Source organism: Corynebacterium comes, assembly GCF_009734405.1.
GTDB classification, from domain to species: Bacteria; Actinomycetota; Actinomycetes; order Mycobacteriales; family Mycobacteriaceae; genus Corynebacterium; species Corynebacterium comes.
This window is the reverse complement of the sequence record NZ_CP046453.1, coordinates 2126711-2143210: the sequence shown is the minus strand read 5'-3', so window position 1 is coordinate 2143210 and position 16500 is coordinate 2126711. Positions and strand designations below refer to the sequence as shown.

13 protein-coding genes are annotated in these 16500 nt (G+C 66.0%); 4 read left to right on the top strand and 9 right to left on the bottom strand.

Annotation, left to right across the window (positions count from 1 at the left end):
- Window positions 1-30: 30 nt before the first annotated feature.
- From CETAM_RS10255 to CETAM_RS10215, 9 genes are all read right to left on the bottom strand, one after another.
- Window positions 31-1527, bottom strand: coding sequence for an aldehyde dehydrogenase family protein (locus CETAM_RS10255; RefSeq protein WP_156229478.1), 1497 nt, complete (start codon window positions 1525-1527; stop codon window positions 31-33).
- Between the two features lie 11 nt (window positions 1528-1538).
- Window positions 1539-2273, bottom strand: coding sequence for an HD domain-containing protein (locus tag CETAM_RS10250; protein WP_156228771.1), 735 nt, complete (start codon window positions 2271-2273; stop codon window positions 1539-1541).
- Window positions 2270-3541, bottom strand: a complete 1272-nt coding sequence (locus CETAM_RS10245; RefSeq protein WP_156228770.1) for an NAD(P)/FAD-dependent oxidoreductase — start codon at window positions 3539-3541, stop codon at window positions 2270-2272. Before CETAM_RS10245 ends, CETAM_RS10250 begins: the two co-directional genes overlap by 4 nt.
- A 14-nt stretch (window positions 3542-3555) precedes the next feature.
- Window positions 3556-3888, bottom strand: a complete 333-nt coding sequence (locus tag CETAM_RS10240) for a 2Fe-2S iron-sulfur cluster-binding protein (protein ID WP_156228769.1) — start codon at window positions 3886-3888, stop codon at window positions 3556-3558.
- A gap of 29 nt (window positions 3889-3917) precedes the next feature.
- Entirely contained in the window at window positions 3918-4661 is a 744-nt protein-coding gene (locus tag CETAM_RS10235) for an SDR family NAD(P)-dependent oxidoreductase (protein ID WP_156228768.1), read from the bottom strand.
- The gene (locus CETAM_RS10230) at window positions 4654-6567 is read right to left on the bottom strand and encodes a PEP-utilizing enzyme (protein ID WP_156228767.1); all 1914 of its coding nucleotides are present in this window, start codon (window positions 6565-6567) and stop codon (window positions 4654-4656) included. Before CETAM_RS10230 ends, CETAM_RS10235 begins: the two co-directional genes overlap by 8 nt.
- Window positions 6568-6597: 30 nt before the next feature.
- The gene (locus CETAM_RS10225) at window positions 6598-7692 is read right to left on the bottom strand and encodes a PEP/pyruvate-binding domain-containing protein (RefSeq protein ID WP_156228766.1); all 1095 of its coding nucleotides are present in this window, start codon (window positions 7690-7692) and stop codon (window positions 6598-6600) included.
- Window positions 7693-7710: 18 nt separating this feature from the next.
- On the bottom strand, window positions 7711-9009 hold the full coding sequence (locus tag CETAM_RS10220) for a cytochrome P450 (RefSeq protein WP_156228765.1): 1299 nt from the start codon (window positions 9007-9009) through the stop codon (window positions 7711-7713).
- 199 nt (window positions 9010-9208) lie between these two features.
- Window positions 9209-9970, bottom strand: a complete 762-nt coding sequence (locus CETAM_RS10215; RefSeq protein WP_330221200.1) for an IclR family transcriptional regulator — start codon at window positions 9968-9970, stop codon at window positions 9209-9211.
- 182 nt (window positions 9971-10152) lie between these two features.
- On the opposite strand from CETAM_RS10215, the gene CETAM_RS10210 reads away from it, so the two are divergent.
- The 4 genes from CETAM_RS10210 to CETAM_RS10195 all read left to right on the top strand — a co-directional run bounded on the left by CETAM_RS10210 (window position 10153) and on the right by CETAM_RS10195 (window position 16479).
- The gene (locus CETAM_RS10210) at window positions 10153-11142 is read left to right on the top strand and encodes an AraC family transcriptional regulator (RefSeq protein WP_197085723.1); all 990 of its coding nucleotides are present in this window, start codon (window positions 10153-10155) and stop codon (window positions 11140-11142) included.
- 125 nt (window positions 11143-11267) lie between these two features.
- Window positions 11268-12392, top strand: coding sequence for an NAD(P)-dependent alcohol dehydrogenase (locus tag CETAM_RS10205; protein ID WP_156228762.1), 1125 nt, complete (start codon window positions 11268-11270; stop codon window positions 12390-12392).
- Between the two features lie 30 nt (window positions 12393-12422).
- Complete coding sequence (locus tag CETAM_RS10200) at window positions 12423-13901, top strand: aldehyde dehydrogenase family protein (RefSeq protein ID WP_156228761.1); 1479 nt, start codon at window positions 12423-12425, stop codon at window positions 13899-13901.
- Between the two features lie 136 nt (window positions 13902-14037).
- Window positions 14038-16479 (top strand): DUF262 domain-containing protein, encoded by a 2442-nt coding sequence (locus CETAM_RS10195; RefSeq protein ID WP_156228760.1) that lies wholly within the window; start codon window positions 14038-14040, stop codon window positions 16477-16479.
- Window positions 16480-16500 lie beyond the last annotated feature (21 nt).

Here is a 16500-nt window from a genome sequence, read left to right as displayed (position 1 = left end):
GGTGCGGATGACGCTACCAGCAGCAGTCGCTCAGGCGGTGCGACGGTGGATCGACTTGTAGGAGAGGTAGGCGCTGAGCCCCTCGATGCCGTATTCCACACCCATGCCGGAGTCGTGTCGGCCGCCGAAGGGGGCGGCGTGGTTGGACCCGAAGAAGTTGATGCCGACCGAGCCGGAGTCGACCCGGCGGGCCACCGCCAGAGCCTGATCCTCGTCGGCGCCGAACACCAGACCGCCGAGGCCGAAGTCCGTGTTGTTGGCCAGGTCGACCGCCTCGTCGGCGGTGCCGTCCGAGTCGTCGTAGCGCAGGATCGTGAGCACGGGACCGAAGATCTCCTCCCTGGCCACGGTCATGTCCGGGGTGACGTCGGCGAGCACCGTGGGCGCGATGAACACGCCCTCCGCCAGGCCGCCGCCGAGCACGACCGGCGATCCGCCGGTGACGGCGCGGGCGCCCTCAGCCCGGGCGGAGTCGAGGAAACCGGAGACCGACTCGAACTGGGCGGCGGTGGCCACGGGGCCGAACACGGTTCCCGGATCCAGGGGATCACCCTGGGGCGCAGCGGCGATGGTGTCGGCCACCATCTCCACGACCTCCTCGTAGCGGGACGCCGGGGCGAGGATGCGGGTGGAGATGTAACAGGTCTGGCCCGTGTTGCGCATGCACGAGCGGATGAGCACCCGGGACACGGCCGTCAGGTCGGCGTCGGGGAGGATGATGGCCGAGGACTTGCCGCCGAGCTCCAGGGTCACCGGGCGCAGCAGCTCACCGCAGGCCGCGGCGATCTTCCGGCCGACCGGGGTGGAGCCGGTGAAGGCGATCTTGTCGATGCCGGGGTGGCGGACGATCGCGTCACCGAAGCGGCCCGGGCCGGTCAGCAGGTTGACCACGCCCGCCGGGACGCCGGCGGCCGCCACGGCCTCGATGATGAAACGGATGGACAGCGGGGTGGGGGAGGCCGGTTTGATGATGACGCTGCAGCCGGCGAGCAGCGCCGGGGCCAGCTTGATCACCACCAGGTTGATCGGGAAGTTCCAGGGGGCGATGAGCCCGCAGACCCCGATGGGATCCTTCTCCACGACCGTCTCCGCGCCGCCGGCCGGGAAGGGGCGGACGTCCTCGGCGTCGAGCCAGCCGGCGAGGGAGGCGAAGTAGCGGAAGATGCCGGCGGCGTTGGCGGCGGCGCCCAGGGTCTCGGAGACCGGGGAGCCGTTCTCGCGGGTGTTGGTGTGGGCGAGCTGCTCCGCGCGGGACTCGATCTCGTCGGCGATCCGCAGCAGGTGACCGGCGCGTTCGGCGGCCGTCAGGGCGGACCATTCACTCAGGGAGCGGCGGGCGGCGGCGACGGCCAGGTCGAGTTCTGCGGCGGTGGCCGCGGGCACCGAACCCCAGGTCTCCCCGGTGGCGGGGTCGACCACGGGGTTGCGCTGCCCACTGGCGGCCGGGCGCCAGTCGCCGTCGATGTAGAAGTCGTCGACGTGGGTGTGGGGGAGAGACAGGGCGGCGCGGCGGGCGCGGGCGTCGATAAGTGTGGCGGTCATCGGATGGTCTCCGTCCGGAGCAGGTGACGGGAACGGTCCAGGTCGGCGCGGGCGATCTGGTGGGCGGCGTCGGTGATCAGTTCAGGGACGATCTCGGTCTGGAGGCGGTCGACGTAGACGGCGGGGTCCATGCCGAACCACGACGTCGACATGGCGATGCCGGCCCGGTCGAAGCGCCACAGGCGGTCAGAGTCGCGCACGATCGCATCCTCCAGGGAGTAGGCGACGTGGCGGGTGTCGTGGCCGTCGATGATCTCGCAGACACGGTCGATGAACTCCTCGTCATAACCCAGCTCCGGCAGGACACGCCGGGCGACGTTGCAGCCCTCCGCCTCATGCTCGAAGCGGATGGCGGCCTTGCGCCAGTCGCCCCGGAACCCCTCCGAGACGATGCGGGACTCATCGACGTGGGCCCACCCGGTGTCGTGCAGGGCGGTGGCCACGAGGACCAGTTCCCGGTCGGCCTGCGGATAGGCGTCGCACAACCGGGAGGCGTAGGCGGTGGCGATAGGCAGGTGCAGGTCATTGGCGCGGGTACGGGTCTCGGGGACGATCGCACGCCACAGCTCCTCCAGGCCGGTGCCGGGGGTCAGGCAGATCGGGGACGCCTCGACCTCGTGGTCGCTCGGGATCGGCCGCCGGGGATGATCCTGCGCGAAGGCACGGGCGCGGGGATCGTCCGCGTGCTGCTCCGGGGTGGCCGGCGCCCAGGTGGGTGGGGAGGTGGTCATGATGCGGTCTCCAGATCTCTGACGATGGACTTGAGCGGGGTCGAGGAATCGGCGGCCTCGTCTGCCGGGATGTTCTGGTTCCTGGCCAGCGCGTTGCGCACGGCCATGAAGTCGAGGGGATGGTTGACGCAGTCCGCGGCCACGATCTGGCCGTCCCGGTAGTAGAGGACGCTGAACTTCCCGCGGGCGTCATCACGCCGGATGACGGTGGAGTCATAGCCCAGGGACAGGCCCGCGATCTGCAGTTTGAGGTCGCCCTGGTTCGACCAGAACCAGGGGATGCCGGCGTAGTCCTCCCGCTGGCCCACCAGCGAGTAGGCGGCGACCTTGGCGTGCTCGATGGCGTTGTTGACGCTCTCGAGGCGGATGCGTTCGCCCTCCGGCGTGCCGGGCAGGGGATTGGGCTGGTTGGCCACATCGCCGACGGCGACGGTGGTGCCGTCCGAGGCGAGCGCGTGGCGGTCCACGACGATGCCGTTGTCCACCTGCAGGCCGAGCTGCTCGGCCAGCTCCGTGTTGGGGATGACGCCGATGCCGATGAGCACCAGCTGCGCGGGCACCTGCGTGCCGTCGGCCAGGACGACCCCGGCCACCCGGCCCTCCTCATCACCGATGAACTTCTCGACGCCCGTGTCGAGCAGCACCTCCATCCCGCTGCGGCGGTGTGCCTGCAGGAAGTACCCGGAGGTCTCCTCGCCGACGGCGCGACCCACCAGGCGGGGGCCGTGTTCGATGACGGTCACGGTCTTGTCCAGTTCCTGGAGCGAGCAGGCCGCCTCCAGGCCGATGAACCCGCCGCCGATCACGACGGCGTTCTCGACGCCGTCGAGGGAGGCCTTGAGTGCCAGGGCGTCGTCGGCGTTGCGCAGGTAGACGATGCCGGACAGATCCGCGCCGGGAATCTCCAGGCGGCGGGCGCGGGCGCCGACGGCGAGGGCGAGGCGTGTGAAGGCGAACTCGGTGCCGTCCGCGGCCACGGCGGTTCCGGACCCGTCGGCGAACTTGTCGATCCGCTCGATGCGGGTGCCCTTGACCAGGCGGATGTCGTGCTCTTCCCAGTACTCGTTGGAGCGGAAGATGAGGCGTTCCTTGTCGTACTTGCCCTGCAGGAACTCCTTGGACAGGGCGGGGCGCTGGTAGGGACGGTGGTCCTCTTCGCCGAGCAGGGTGATGTGCTCGTCGAAGCCGAGGGCGCGCAGCGAGATCGCCAGCTGGACCCCCGCCTGGCTCGCGCCGATGATCAGCAGCCCGGTCGTGGTGGTTGTCATGGTGGTTGTCCTCCCTAGACCTGGGTCTCGGGGGTGGTCACGGCGAGTGCCATGCCCTCGGTCACGGGGATCTGGCAGGAGAGTCGGGAGTTGTCCTGTCGGTCACAGGCGGTGCCGTAGAGCATCTCGTCCTCCATGTCGCTCATCTCCGGCAGCTCCGCCAGCTGTGCGGGGTCCTGCTCCTCGTCCAGGAGGATGTGGCAGGTGGCGCAGGACAGGGAGCCGCCGCATTCTGCGACGATTCCGGGGACGCCGTTACGGACGGCGGTCTCCATGACGGAGTCACCGATCTTCGCCTCGATGAGACGGGTCGTGCCCTCTGCGTCGGTGTACTGGATGGTGGTCATGCTGGCTCCTTGGGAAGTGTGGGGTGGTGTCAGATGAACTGGCGGCCACCGTCGACCACGAGGGTCTGACCGGTGATGTAGCCCGCTTCGGGGGAGGCGAGGAAGAGTGCCGCGCCGACGATGTCCTCGGGTTGGCTCGCACGCCTGATGGATCCGCGGTCGACGCCGTAGGTGGCGGCGTCGTCCATGAGGTTGAGGCTGGCCTCGGTGAGGGTGAAGCCGGGGGCGACGGCGTTGACGGTGATGTCGCGGGCGCCGAGCTCCTTGGCCATGACCCGGGTCAGGGCGATGACTCCTCCCTTGGAGGCGACGTAGTGCGCCCAGTGGGCGGAACCGGACATCACGGTCGCCGACGAGAGGTTGACTATGCGGGCGCCGGCCGGCAGGTACTCGCTGACGGCGCGGGTGACCAGCCACGGGCCCTTGAGGTTGACCCCCATCACCAGGTCCCACTCGGCCGGGTCGATCTCCTCGAGCGGGGAGCGGGTGACGGTGGCGTAGATGGCGGCGTTGTTGATGACGACATCGATCCGGCCCTCCCCGAACTCCGCTGCCGCGGCCGCGAGCTCCACGGTGGAGGCGGGGTCCGTGACGTCGACTTTCACCGCCAGGGATGTCACGCCCTCCTCGGCGAGCAGCCGGGCGGTCTCCTCTGCGCCGTCCAGGTTGAGGTCGGCGGCGACGACGTTGTCCCCGCGGCGGGCGAATCCCAGGGCGAAGGCGCGGCCCAGTCCGCCGGCTGCGCCGGTGACGAGGACGGTGCGGCTAGACATGCGCGGGCTCCGGGGTGTGCTCGTGGGCGTGGTCATGGGAGTGGGAGTGCGCGCCGGGGCCCGCCACCGTGGGGGCGGCCCCTTCGCCGTCGAGGATGGTGACCTTGCCGGTGGTGCCGTCGACGCGGATGAGCTGACCGTCGGTGATGGTGGTCGTGGCGCTGCCGGTGCCGGTGACGGCCGGGAGGCCGTACTCGCGGCAGACGATGGCGGCGTGGCTCATCATGCCGCCGATGTCGGTGACGGCGGCCCTGATCTTGCCGAAGACCGGGCCCCAGCTCGGGGCCGTGACCGGGGCGACGAGGATCTCGCCGTCCTGGATGTCGGAGAGCTGCTCGGAGTCCATGATGAGGCGGGCGCGCCCCTCGACGATGCCGGAGGAGGCGGCCATGCCCTTGAGCACGCCTTCGCTGCCTTCCTCGGCGACGCCGAGCCAGGACTCGACCTGCTCGGTGGTGATGCCCCAGAGCATGCGGGTGAACGGCTCGGTGATGGCCTGCGGCGGGGTGTTCAGCGCCGGCGCCGGGCGGGCGGTCTTCAGCGCGGTGACGATCTTCTTGCGCTCGGCGATGATCTCCGGCCAGTAGATCGGACCGATCGGACCGTCCGGTGCGCCGACGCCGTGGCCGGTGACCAGGTCGAAGAGCGCGTCGCGGACCTCGTTGCGGTTGAGGTAGAGAAGGTCGTTCTCCTCCTCCCAGAAACCGTAGGAGTGCATGGTGCGTGAGAGCTCGCGCACCTTGCGCCAGAAGACGCCCATGGTCCAGTGTTCGATGTAGAAGTTGTGGTTCTCCACGTAGGGGTAGGCGGTGGCGGACAACTCGAGTTTGGCGTCGAAGATGCCCTGGGCCTCGCCGTCGAGCAGGTCGCGGTATTCCCCGACGATCCGGTCCTTCTCGGCGATGAGTTCGGAGGTCGGGCGCTTGATGGTCTGGCCCTCGTCAAGGCGTCGGATGTAGTCGGCGATGAAGCCGAGCGGGATCTCGAGGTAGTCGATCCAGTACTTGTCGTGGCCGTAGAACCCGTTGCCGGTGGTGAAGTTGAACCACGGATCCTGGGCCTGCTCCCATCGCGCGATCCAGACGTCGCCGCCGGCGGCCGAGGTGATCGCCGCCAGTGTGGCCTCCGCGTCGTCGGGGTCGCTGAACTTGTCCTGCAGGCCCAGCTCGACGGCGAGCTGCGCCAGCTCCTTGAGCTCGTCGTCCGGACGGAACAGCTCCATGTCCACGCCCTGCACCATCTGGGCGATCGACTGGTCCGGGATGTCGGGGAAGACCTCCTTGCAGTAGTTGAAGAAGTCGAGGTAGGCGATGTAGCCGAGGTTGAGGAACTCGAAGTGGTACTGCCAGTTGCGGTAGGCCAGGGCGATGAGCCGGTCGTAGTTCTCCAGGAGGACCTCGGAACCGTCCATGGCCTTGCCGGATTCGATGTCGGACATGGGGACCATGTCGGGGAGGCGGTCGAAGGTGAGGGACTCGAGCTCGTCGATGGTCCCGCGGACCTTCTTCTTCCACTCCTCCAGCATGGGCTCCCAGTTCTGGAAGTAGTGCGTGATGCGGGCCTGGAATTCCGGGACCCGGGCGGCCATCTCATCCTCGGGGACGCTGACCGGGGACATGTAGAGGTAACCCAGGTGGACGCGGAACTCGATGCCGTTGGCGTTGGGGATCATCAGGTGGCGGGCGTTGTACTGGCCCAGGCACTTGACGGCGAATTCGCCGCCGATGGTCTCGAAGGGCTTGAACACGGTCGGCCAGTGCTGGGAGTCGCAGAACCAGAACTTCTCGTTCTCCTTGTCCTTCAGCTTGTCCTGGAAGACGAGGTAGTAGGGGTAGATTTTCTCCCACCCTTCGGCGCCTGCGGGCACCGGCAGTTCGGAGGGCTTGGGAAAGGACTTCCTGGTCATGATGATTCCTTGGGGTGTGGGGTGGGGGAGTTACTTGGCGGCGAGGACGGAGGCGGGCAGGAAGCTGAGGCTGAAGCCGCCGCCTGCGGATGCTGCGGCCACCGGCTTCTTCTCTGCCGCGGCGGTCGCCGGGTTGGAGTGGACCGTCTCGGGGCGCGACTGCAGGAGCAGCAGGTTTTCCCCGTCCGGGAGATCGGCGTCGAGTGCCCACTCGATGTCCTGCGGGCTCCGGTAGTGCTTCTCGGCGCGCTTGGCCATGGTGGCGACGGCGGTGAGTTCGGCGTCGGTGAGGCTGCGGATGTTGGCGCGCTCCGCCGGTACGTCGCGCTGGATCAGGGCCCCGGCGGCCGGGTCGGGGACGAGCTCGATGTGCTTCTCGCCGAGGTGCTCGTTGACCACCTGCAGGGTGACCTTGTCCAGCATGATGTTGTCCGGGGTCACCTCGCCGGAGACGACCAGCTCGCCGACGCCCCAGGAGGAGTCGATGGTGACCTTGGAGCGGTCGCCGTTGGCGGGGTTGAGGGTCATGGCCACACCGGCGACACGTGCGTTGACCATCTTCTGCACGACGACGGCCATGGACAGGCCCTCATTGGGGATGTTGTTCTTCAGCCGGTAGATGATCGCGCGGGTGGTGTACAGCGAGGCCCAGCACCTGCGGATGTGCTCGGTCACCGCCTCCAGACCGATCTGCCACAGGTAGGTGTCCTGCTGGCCGGCGAAGGAGGCGTCGGGAAGGTCCTCGGCGGTGGCGGAGGAACGGACGGCGACGGGGACCTCGCCTCCGCACTGCGCCATGAGCCCGGCGTGCGCCTCGAGGACCGCTGCCCGGGCGGCCGCCGGAACGGGGCGGGAGCACAGCGCATCCCGGATCTCGGCGGAGAGCTTCTCGACGGCCGCGACATCTTCGGCGTCGAGGCCTTCCAGTGCCTCGTGGATCTGGTCGGCGATGCCCGCATCCGCCATGAAGGCGTCGAAGGAGGCTGTGGTGACGACGAAGCCTGGCGGCACCGGCATGTCGGCGGCGGTCATGCTCACGAGTGAGGCGCCTTTGCCGCCGAGGGTCTCGAGGAGGGGTTCGCGGCCGTCGTCGAAACGCTGCACGTAGATGTTGGTGTCGGTCATGTCATGCTCCATGTGTGATCAGGCGTCCCAGGTGACCGGGACGGAGGTGGGGACGCGGAAGGAGAGGTTCTCGCGGAAGTCGACGTCGGAAGCGTCGGTGAGCCGGAGGGAGGGGATGAGCCGGGTCGCCTCTTCGAGGCAGATCTTCGCCTGCAGCTTGGCCAGCATGTTGCCCAGGCAGTAGTGGATGCCGTAGCCGAAGGAGAGGTGCTCGCGGGCGTTGGTGCGGGAGATGTCGAACTCCTCCGCGTGTTCGAAGCGGGCGTCGTCGCGGTTGGCGGACCCCATGAGCAGGAGCAGGCCGTCGCCCTCGGCGATCTGCTGCCCGCCGACCTCGGTGTCGCGGGTGGCCTTGCGGCGCCAACCGACGATGGAGCCGGAGTAGCGCAGGACCTCGTCGACGGCTGCGTTGATCTTCTTCGGGTCGTCGATGAGCTGCTGCCACTGGTCGCGGTGGGCGAGGAGCACGCGGAAGCAGTTGGAGATCAGGGTGGTGGTCGTCTCGTGGCCGGCGAAGAGCAGGGAGTAGAGGAGGGAGGCGATCTCGTGGTCGGAGATCTCGCCCCCGTCCTGCTGGTGGCGGACCAGGTCGCCGGTGAGGTTGTCGCTCGGGTTCCGGTGGGCCTGCGCCACGAGTCGCTGGCATTCCTGCCAGTAGTCGACGAGGTTGTGTGCGTGCGGGATCTGCTCCTCGTCGCTGAGATCGCCCCAGGTCATGGCGGCGCGGGAGTCGCTCCATTTCTTGTAGGTGTCGATCTCGCCGGTGTCCACCCCGATGAGGGTGAGGATGGTGATGGTGGGGATGTCGTAGGCGAGGTCGGGCACCATGTCGCCGGTGTGGTCCGCACGTTCGAGCAGGTCGTGGAGCCGCTTCCGGACGTTCTCGCGGATGTCCGGCTCGAGTGCCTTGTAGCGGCGCGGGGTGAACGCCTTCTGGGCGATCGCGCGGATACGGGTGTGCTCCGGGGGGATGCGTGCGGAGAGTCCCGAGTAGGCGGTGAAGCCACCGTCCGCCATGATCTGCTTCGCCTGTGGGCCGCGCTCACGGACCGGGGCCTGGGCGTTCTCGGAGGAGAAGGTCTCCCAGTCGTCGAACACGGACTTGATGTCGTCGTAGCGGGAGACCACCCAGTAGCCGATGCGCTCGTCGAACATGACCGGTGCCTCCGAGCGGAGCTCGGCGTAGGCGGGGAAGGGGTCCTTCATCTGGAAGGGCTCGTAACCGTGATGGTCCTCGGCGATGACGGCCGCGCCGCCGCCGTGGCTGAAGGGGCAGCCGCCGGTGGCGGTGGGTGCGGTTGTGGTTTCGGTGCTCATGTCCTGTTCCTCCTGATCCGCTGCGGGGGCGTCGTATGTGGCGCAGCGTGTGATGTGGATCTAGTCGGCCGTTCCTGGTGATGTGAATCACCGAGGGGCTTGAAGGACATAGTGCGAGGAAATGGCGGCGAGTGAGAAGTCAATCTTCCACTGAGTGGAAGTGGCTTCGTTTGTGCAGCGTGGAGGGGTGGCGTTCGGGCTAGTGATCGCCGAGCCGACTCGATTCGAGGAGGGTCTCCAACGGAATATGTGCGGTCGCCTTCTCGATGCGTCGGCTCACCGCCTGCAGGGTCGGCAGGAAGCGGGGGAGGGTGGGGAACTTGTCCGCCGAGAGCACCACGCCCAGGCCCGCGCCGATCTGGCCCGAATGGAACACCGGGACCGCGATGGAGCAGGTTCCGAGGCGCTGCTCCTCGTAGGTGGTGGCGTACCCCTGCCCGCGGATCTGCGCCAGCTCTCTGGCCAGGGTCGCCGGATTGTCGATGGTGTTGCGGGTGGGCCGATCCATCTGCAGGCTGAGGAACGCCTCCTGCACCCACTCCTCCTCGTGTGCGAGGATCACCTTGCCCACCGCGGTCGTGTGCAGGGGGAGCCTGCCCCCGGACCAGGAGGAACGGGCGACGCGCTTCGTGCCGTAGAGGCGGAAGATGTACAGCACCTCGCGGCCGTCCCTGATCGCCAGGTGCGAGGTCTCACCCGTCAGCGAGTAGAGGTCCTGGATGTACGGATGGGCGGTCTCCCGCAGTTGGTGTCCCACGGACTGGCCGAGCCGCCACAGGCGCAGGCCCACCTGGTAGCGGCCGTCGGCCGTGCGGGTGAGCAGGCCGTGCCCGATCAGATCCTTGACCATGCGGTGTGCCGAACTGAGGGGGAGGTCGGCGTGTTCGGCCACCTCGGTCAGCGACAACGGGCGACGTTCCCGCTCGAAGGCCGAGAAAATCGCCGAGATCTTCTCCGTCACGGAGCGGCCAGGTTGCCGACTTCCCCCCGCCATCAGGCACCTCCCAGGCTCGAACCGTCTCTGTCGTGCCGATCACGCTACCGCCGGCCGGTGGTCCTGCCTACACTGGACCCCTGACGCCAGACCGCTGACGCGGAGATGAGGGGTGGCCCACCGTGATCCGCACCGGCACTCAAGGTGCCGTGACCTTCGATGACGCCGACGCCTTCGGGCGCAGCATCACCCGGGTGTACCGGCCCGTGTTCCACGACGACGCCGGCCGACAGGCCACCGTCTCGCCGGTCCACCTCCCCGGGGGCGGTGGTTTCCGCGCTGCCCTCCAGTCCTATCAGCTGGATGACGTGGTGTTGTCCACCGTGCACGCCTCCGGGCACGAGGTCGACTACGCCGGTACCGTCGCCCCGGATGATTCGGCGCTGAAGATCTACTACGTACTCGACGGTGCGGCGGTCATCCGCCAGGAGGGGAGGGAGCAGACCATCGGACGTGGCCAGCTCGGCGTCCATGACTCGATGAACCCCTATCAGGTGTGGAGCGACACGGGCTTCGAGAGCCTCATCATGGTCGTACCCAAATCACGCCTTCTGACCCTCGGTCCGGCCTATCACGACCTCCGGGCCGCCAGATTCACACCGGATGAAGGCCCGGGGCGGGTGGCGTTGCCGTACCTCAGGGGCCTGGCCCACAGCATCGATGAGGTGGGGCGTGGCTACGGGCACCAGATCGCCCGGACCACGGTGGACATGCTGACGATGCTCTTCGGCTCCACGCTGGGGGCGGCGCCACCGGAGGCGGAAAGCCGGCGCGCCGGGCAGCGGGCCGCCATCGAGCGTTGGATCGACGGGAATCTCCTGGCGGAGGACCTGTCGCCCGGGCGCATCGCGCGGGAGCATTTCATCTCCACACGCACGCTCCACAACCTCTTCGCCGAGGTGGGCACCACGTCGGGTGCTGTGGTGCGGGAACGCCGCCTCGCTCTCGCCGGAGACCTGCTCATCCGGCACCCCGAGCTTGCCGTGGTGCAGGTCGCGCAACGGGCGGGCTTCCCGGACGCCTCCTATTTCTCACGGTGCTTCCGCAGGCAGTTCGAATGCACCCCGAGTGAGTTCCGTGAGGCCGGGTGGGTGGCAGGGTTGCGGTGTGGTCCCGACCATCTTGCACTCCAGTCCTAGGGTGTTGCGCATCACTTCTGGCATCATCTGTGAAGTGGGGGGGACCCGGTGTATAGAGCCGAGGGCCTTCCCGAAGTGCCACTGTCGCAGGACGGTGGGAGAGAGCAGAGAGAGGATTCCCCGTCATGAAGATCGACGCTTATGTCGTGGAGGGCATCGACCAGCCCTTCACCCGCGAAGAACTCACCCTGGATGCTCCCGGCACCGGTGAGGTGCTCGTCCGCGTGGTGGCCACCGGCGTATGCCACACGGACCTGAACACCCAAGGCGGGGACATGCCGCTCCCGCTGCCCGGAGTGCTCGGCCACGAGGGCTCCGGCGTCGTCGAGCAGGTCGGCGAGGGCGTGACCTCGGTTGCCCCGGGCGACCACGTCATCATGGGCTGGCCCTACTGCGGACAGTGCCGCAACTGCATCCGTGGCGAGCACCGCTACTGCCTGAACATCGGCGCGGAACTGCTCGCCGGGGTGCGCCTGCACGGCCCCGACGCCGGTTCCTCCGCCTACTCCCGGGCGGACGGAACGCCGCTGTCCGGGCACTTCTTCGGCCAGTCCTCCTTCGCCACCTACTCCCTCACGCGGGAGAACGCGGTGGTCAAGGTCGACAAGGACGTCGACCTGGAATTGCTGGGTCCGCTGGCCTGCGGCATCACCACCGGTGCGGGCGCGGTGTTCAACACCGCGCAGCCGGGGCCGGGCGAGTCCATCGTGATCATCGGGTCGGGCGCGGTGGGCCTGGCCGCGGTGATGGCCGCACGCAACACCCCGGCGGCCACCATCATCGCGATGGACCTGCAGGATTCCCGCCTGGAGCTGGCGCGGGAGTTCGGTGCGACCCACACCGTCAACACCCGCGACCGCGACATCGTCGAAGCGGTCACCGAGATCTGCGGCGGGCCGGCCGACTACGTCCTCGACTGCACCGGCAGCATCCGGGTCATCGAGCAGGCGGCCGACGCCGTCGGCCTGCTGGGCACCTTCATCCTCGTCGGCGGCGCCCCCGCCGAAGCCCGTTTCTCCCTCGACCACATGCGCACGCTCTTCGGTAAGAAGGTGGTGGGCACCCTCGGTGGGTCGCGCACCAGCGGTGAGCTGATCCCCGCGCTGATCGCCCTGTACCGCCAGGGCCGCTTCCCCTTCGACCGGCTGATCACCACCTACGGCTTCGACCAGATCGACGAAGCCATCCATGACGCACACGAAGGCGGCACCATTAAGGCCGTCCTCCGGGTCTCCTCCGTGGACCAGTAACTTCCCCCGAAAAGAAAGAAGAACACAGACATGACCGTCACCACTGCCCCGTACTCCTCGCTGGTCACTGAACAGCTCTACATCGGCGGCTGGCGCGAGGGCACCTCCGAGCGCACCGCCACCACCTCCAATCCCTTCAATGACGAGACGATCGCCACGATCCGTCAGGCGTCCCGTGAGGACGTCGACACGGCCTACGAGATCGCGCAGGAGGCACAGGTCGGTTGGGCCGCGCTGGCGCCGAAGAAGCGTGCGCAGATCCTTAACAAGGCCGCCGACTGGATCGAGGAGAACCGCGGGTCCATCGTGGCGCTGCTGCGTGCCGAGTCCGGTTCCACCGCCATCAAGGCGAACATCGAGACGGGGCTCGCGATCGGCTCCCTGCGTGAGGCCGCGACCTTCCCCACCCGCATCACGGGCCAGATCCTGCCGTCGAACACCCCGGGCAAGACCAACTACGTCTTCCGTGAGGCGCTGGGCGTGGTCGGCGTCATCAGCCCGTGGAACTTCCCCCTGGGGCTCTCGATGCGCTCGGTCGCCCCGGCGCTGGGTTGCGGCAACGCCGTCGTGCTCAAGCCGGCTTCGGACACCCCGCTGACGGGTGGCCTGCTGCTGGGCAAGATCTTCGAGGCCGCCGGACTGCCCGAGGGCGTGCTCAACATCGTCGTCGGCGCCGGCTCCGAGATCGGTGACCACTTCGTCGAGCACGCCATCCCGCGTCTGATCTCCTTCACCGGTTCCACCCCGGTGGGCAAGGGCGTGGGCCGTGCGGCAGTCGGCGGCGAGCACATGAAGAAGGTCTCGCTGGAGCTCGGCGGCAACGCCCCGCTCGTCATCCTCGATGACGCTGATCTCGAGCAGGCCGTGGGTGCCGCCACCCTGGGCAAGTTCCTCCACCAGGGCCAGATCTGCATGGCCGTCAACCGGATCATCGTCCAGGCCCCGGTCTACGACGAGTTCGTCGAGGCCTTCACCGCGCGGGTGAAGACCCTGTCCTACGGCGATCAGCTTGACGACGCCACCGTCGTCGGCCCCCTCGTCAACGACAGCCAGGTCACGTCCGTCACCGCCAAGATCGAGCAGGCCCGTTCCGAGGGCGCCCGTGAGCTGGTCTCCGGCCCCGTCGAGGGCCGCGTCGTCGCCCCGCACGTCTTCGCCGACGTCACCCCCGACATGGAGATCTTCCGCGAGGAGATCTTCGGCCCCGTCGTGGGCATCATCAAGGCGGATGACGAGGCCCACGCCCTCGAGCTGGCCAACGACACCGAGTTCGGTCTCGCCTCCGCCGTGTACACCCGTGACCTCACCCGCGGCGTGCGTTTCGCCCGCGGTATCAAGGCCGGCATGACCCACGTCAACGACATCACCGTCAACGACGAGCCGCACGTCATGTTCGGTGGAGAGAAGAACTCCGGCCTCGGCCGCTTCAACGGCGAGTGGGCCATCGAGGAGTTCACCACCGACCACTGGGTCGGCGTGGCGCCGGGCGAGGCCCGTTTCCCGTTCTGATGCTGACCGCGTGACGACGCCGCCGCAGCCCGGGTTCCGGGCTGCGGCGGCGTCGTCTGGTGTGCGGCATATCTGCAGAAGCCGGCATCACTTTGGAGTAATCTCACATAAAACATTGCCGTGACGACTAAAAAGGATGCTTGCATTGAAAGGTTCGGTAAAGAGCGCCTACACAATTTTTGATAGCGCCGAAAAGAGCATTATTATCCCTGTTTATCAGCGGAATTACGACTGGACCCGTAAGCAGTGTGAGAGACTGTTCGATGATCTGGAGAATGCGATCAGGGAGAACCGCCCGAAGCACTTTTTCGGCGCAGTTGTTGGTGATCCGGAGACATCCTTCAAGTGGATCGTCATCGACGGACAGCAGCGGCTGACAACTCTGAGTTTGCTCATGCTAGCGCTTTCCCGTTCCATTGATTCGAGGACTATCGCGACCTCAGATCCTGAGCTTGCTTCCCGTATTCAACGCAGCTACCTCAAGATGAGTCACAGCTCCGATGAGGTCAAGTTCAAGCTCAAGCCTGTCAAGAATGACAATCTCGCCTATTACCGGCTTTTCGGGGATGAGAAGCACTTCATCGAAGATTCGAACCTGACTTCGAATTACCGGTATTTCCTGGACCGTCTCGCCAAGACAAACCTCACGGGGGAGGAGGTCTGGAATGCCATTGAGAGACTCGAGCTCATGATTCTTGACCTTGAGTCCCATGACGATCCACAGCGGATATTCGAGTCCCTCAACTCGACTGGCCTCGCTCTCAGCGAAGCAGATAAGATTCGCAATCTTGTCCTGATGGGACTTGACCATCAGACCCAGGAGCGTCTCTACGAGAACTACTGGAATGCAACAGAGATCAATGTCGGATACCGGACGGACTGGTTCATTCGCTGGTACCTGACCATCCGGTTGTCTCGGACGCCGAACCAGAATGCAGTCTACGATGAGTTCAAAGGAGTCCTTGCCCGCGCTGTCGAGCCAGTGGAGATTATTTTGCGTGATCTCCATGATTATTCGGCAGTATTCAGGGAGATTGACACGCCGGATACCGGCAATGTCAAACTTGACCGGATCCTCGATCGCTTCAACCTCATCCGTGGTGACGTTCTTCTGCCTCTCGTCCTTCCGCTGTACAGGGAGTTTAAAGAGGGACAGCTGTCCGTGGATGAGTTTGCGCGGATCATCCGGGTCCTTGAGACCCACACGTTTCGGCGGACCATTTCCTCGGTGAATGCAAACGCGCTGAACAAGATCTACGCGACCATGTATAACGAAATCCGGAAGTTGCGGCGGGATGGTGATGGTACCTGGGATGTTCTTGTGCATCTGTTGAGGAGACGGGATGACACGAGCGGACGCATTCCGGACGATAATGAATTCGGAGAAGCCTTTGCTTCCCGAAACATGTACCGGATGAATAAAAACATGCACCGGTACATGTTCGATGTTCTGGAGAACGGTGATTCCAATGACACCAAGGACATTGTTACGGCACTGGAAAACCAGATTGTCAGTATTGAACACGTCATGCCGCAGACGTTGACTGCCCAATGGCGGGATGAACTGGGTGGCAGGAGTGAGGAAATACACCGCAGCTGGGTCAATAGGATCGGAAACCTCACGGTGACGGGGTATAATTCCAGCTACTCCAACCTCCCTTTCATTCAGAAACGTGATCGGGAAAACGGATTCAGGGAGACTCCATATCGACTGAACCGCGACATCCGGGACCGTAACCGGTGGGATGAAGAAGCCATGCAGGAACGGACCCGAGCTCTGCTGGATGCTGCTCTTTCCTACTGGGAGCTTCCCGCCACGGATTATGAGCCGAAGAAGAATCCTCCGCTCACCGAACCGCTCGGGGAGGAAACCCAGTTCACCGGCCGAGTTGTCACGGCCTTCGAATATGGAGGAGTGAAAGTCCCGGTATGGAGTTGGTCCGAACTCATGCCCAAGGTAATCCAGATGCTCTTGGATGAACACCGCAGCGAGATAGTCAATTATGCCCAGACGATAGGGGGACTCATCGTTCTCATCCAGGGGGCTCAGGATCTTCCCCGGGGGATCGTGAAGATTGACGAGGCGTTGGCCGTGAATATCGCGAATGACACATTCGCCAAGACCCGGGAACTGAGACGTCTCATGGGATATCTCGAGTTGGACACGGACGATCTGGTATTCACGCTCCGCCGAGAAAAAGCAGATATTGAGGAGCAGGGGCGTGAAGTACAGCAGAACTCCCCACTCCACCGTCTCCTAGTGTTCGAGGACATGGTGGAGGAGGTCGCCTCGCAGAATGTGACTCCTGCTGACACCGAATCGCTCCGGCAGCAGTTCGTAGAAATTTTCACACCGCTTCGCCCCAGTGACCCAGTGGCGGCCTTGGCTGGAAAAGACCTGCAGAGTCTGAAGACTGCAGAAGGAGTGGCTGACGCTACCACTGAACAGGTACTGGCAGCTATGGCACTGACAATGGACACCCCGGTAATTTACGCACCCCATGCCCTTCACGACTCCATGGTTGCAGGGGAGTTTTCTCTCTGGCTGGGACGTCTGGAGGAGCTGGCGGCGCGGTAAATGCGCCCTGATGTGCCACCG

Bases quoted from the DNA above. Each gene is read 5' to 3' on its own strand.
- CETAM_RS10250 (WP_156228771.1), bottom strand. From the start codon at position 2,273: ATGACCACCTCCCCACCCACCTGGGCGCCGGCCACCCCGGAGCAGCAC.
- CETAM_RS10245 (WP_156228770.1), bottom strand. From the start codon at position 3,541: ATGACAACCACCACGACCGGGCTGCTGATCATCGGCGCGAGCCAGGCG.
- CETAM_RS10240 (WP_156228769.1), bottom strand. From the start codon at position 3,888: ATGACCACCATCCAGTACACCGACGCAGAGGGCACGACCCGTCTCATC.
- CETAM_RS10235 (WP_156228768.1), bottom strand. From the start codon at position 4,661: ATGTCTAGCCGCACCGTCCTCGTCACCGGCGCAGCCGGCGGACTGGGC.
- CETAM_RS10230 (WP_156228767.1), bottom strand. From the start codon at position 6,567: ATGACCAGGAAGTCCTTTCCCAAGCCCTCCGAACTGCCGGTGCCCGCA.
- CETAM_RS10225 (WP_156228766.1), bottom strand. From the start codon at position 7,692: ATGACCGACACCAACATCTACGTGCAGCGTTTCGACGACGGCCGCGAA.
- CETAM_RS10220 (WP_156228765.1), bottom strand. From the start codon at position 9,009: ATGAGCACCGAAACCACAACCGCACCCACCGCCACCGGCGGCTGCCCC.
- CETAM_RS10205 (WP_156228762.1), top strand. From the start codon at position 11,268: ATGAAGATCGACGCTTATGTCGTGGAGGGCATCGACCAGCCCTTCACC.
- CETAM_RS10200 (WP_156228761.1), top strand. From the start codon at position 12,423: ATGACCGTCACCACTGCCCCGTACTCCTCGCTGGTCACTGAACAGCTC.
- CETAM_RS10195 (WP_156228760.1), top strand. From the start codon at position 14,038: ATGCTTGCATTGAAAGGTTCGGTAAAGAGCGCCTACACAATTTTTGAT.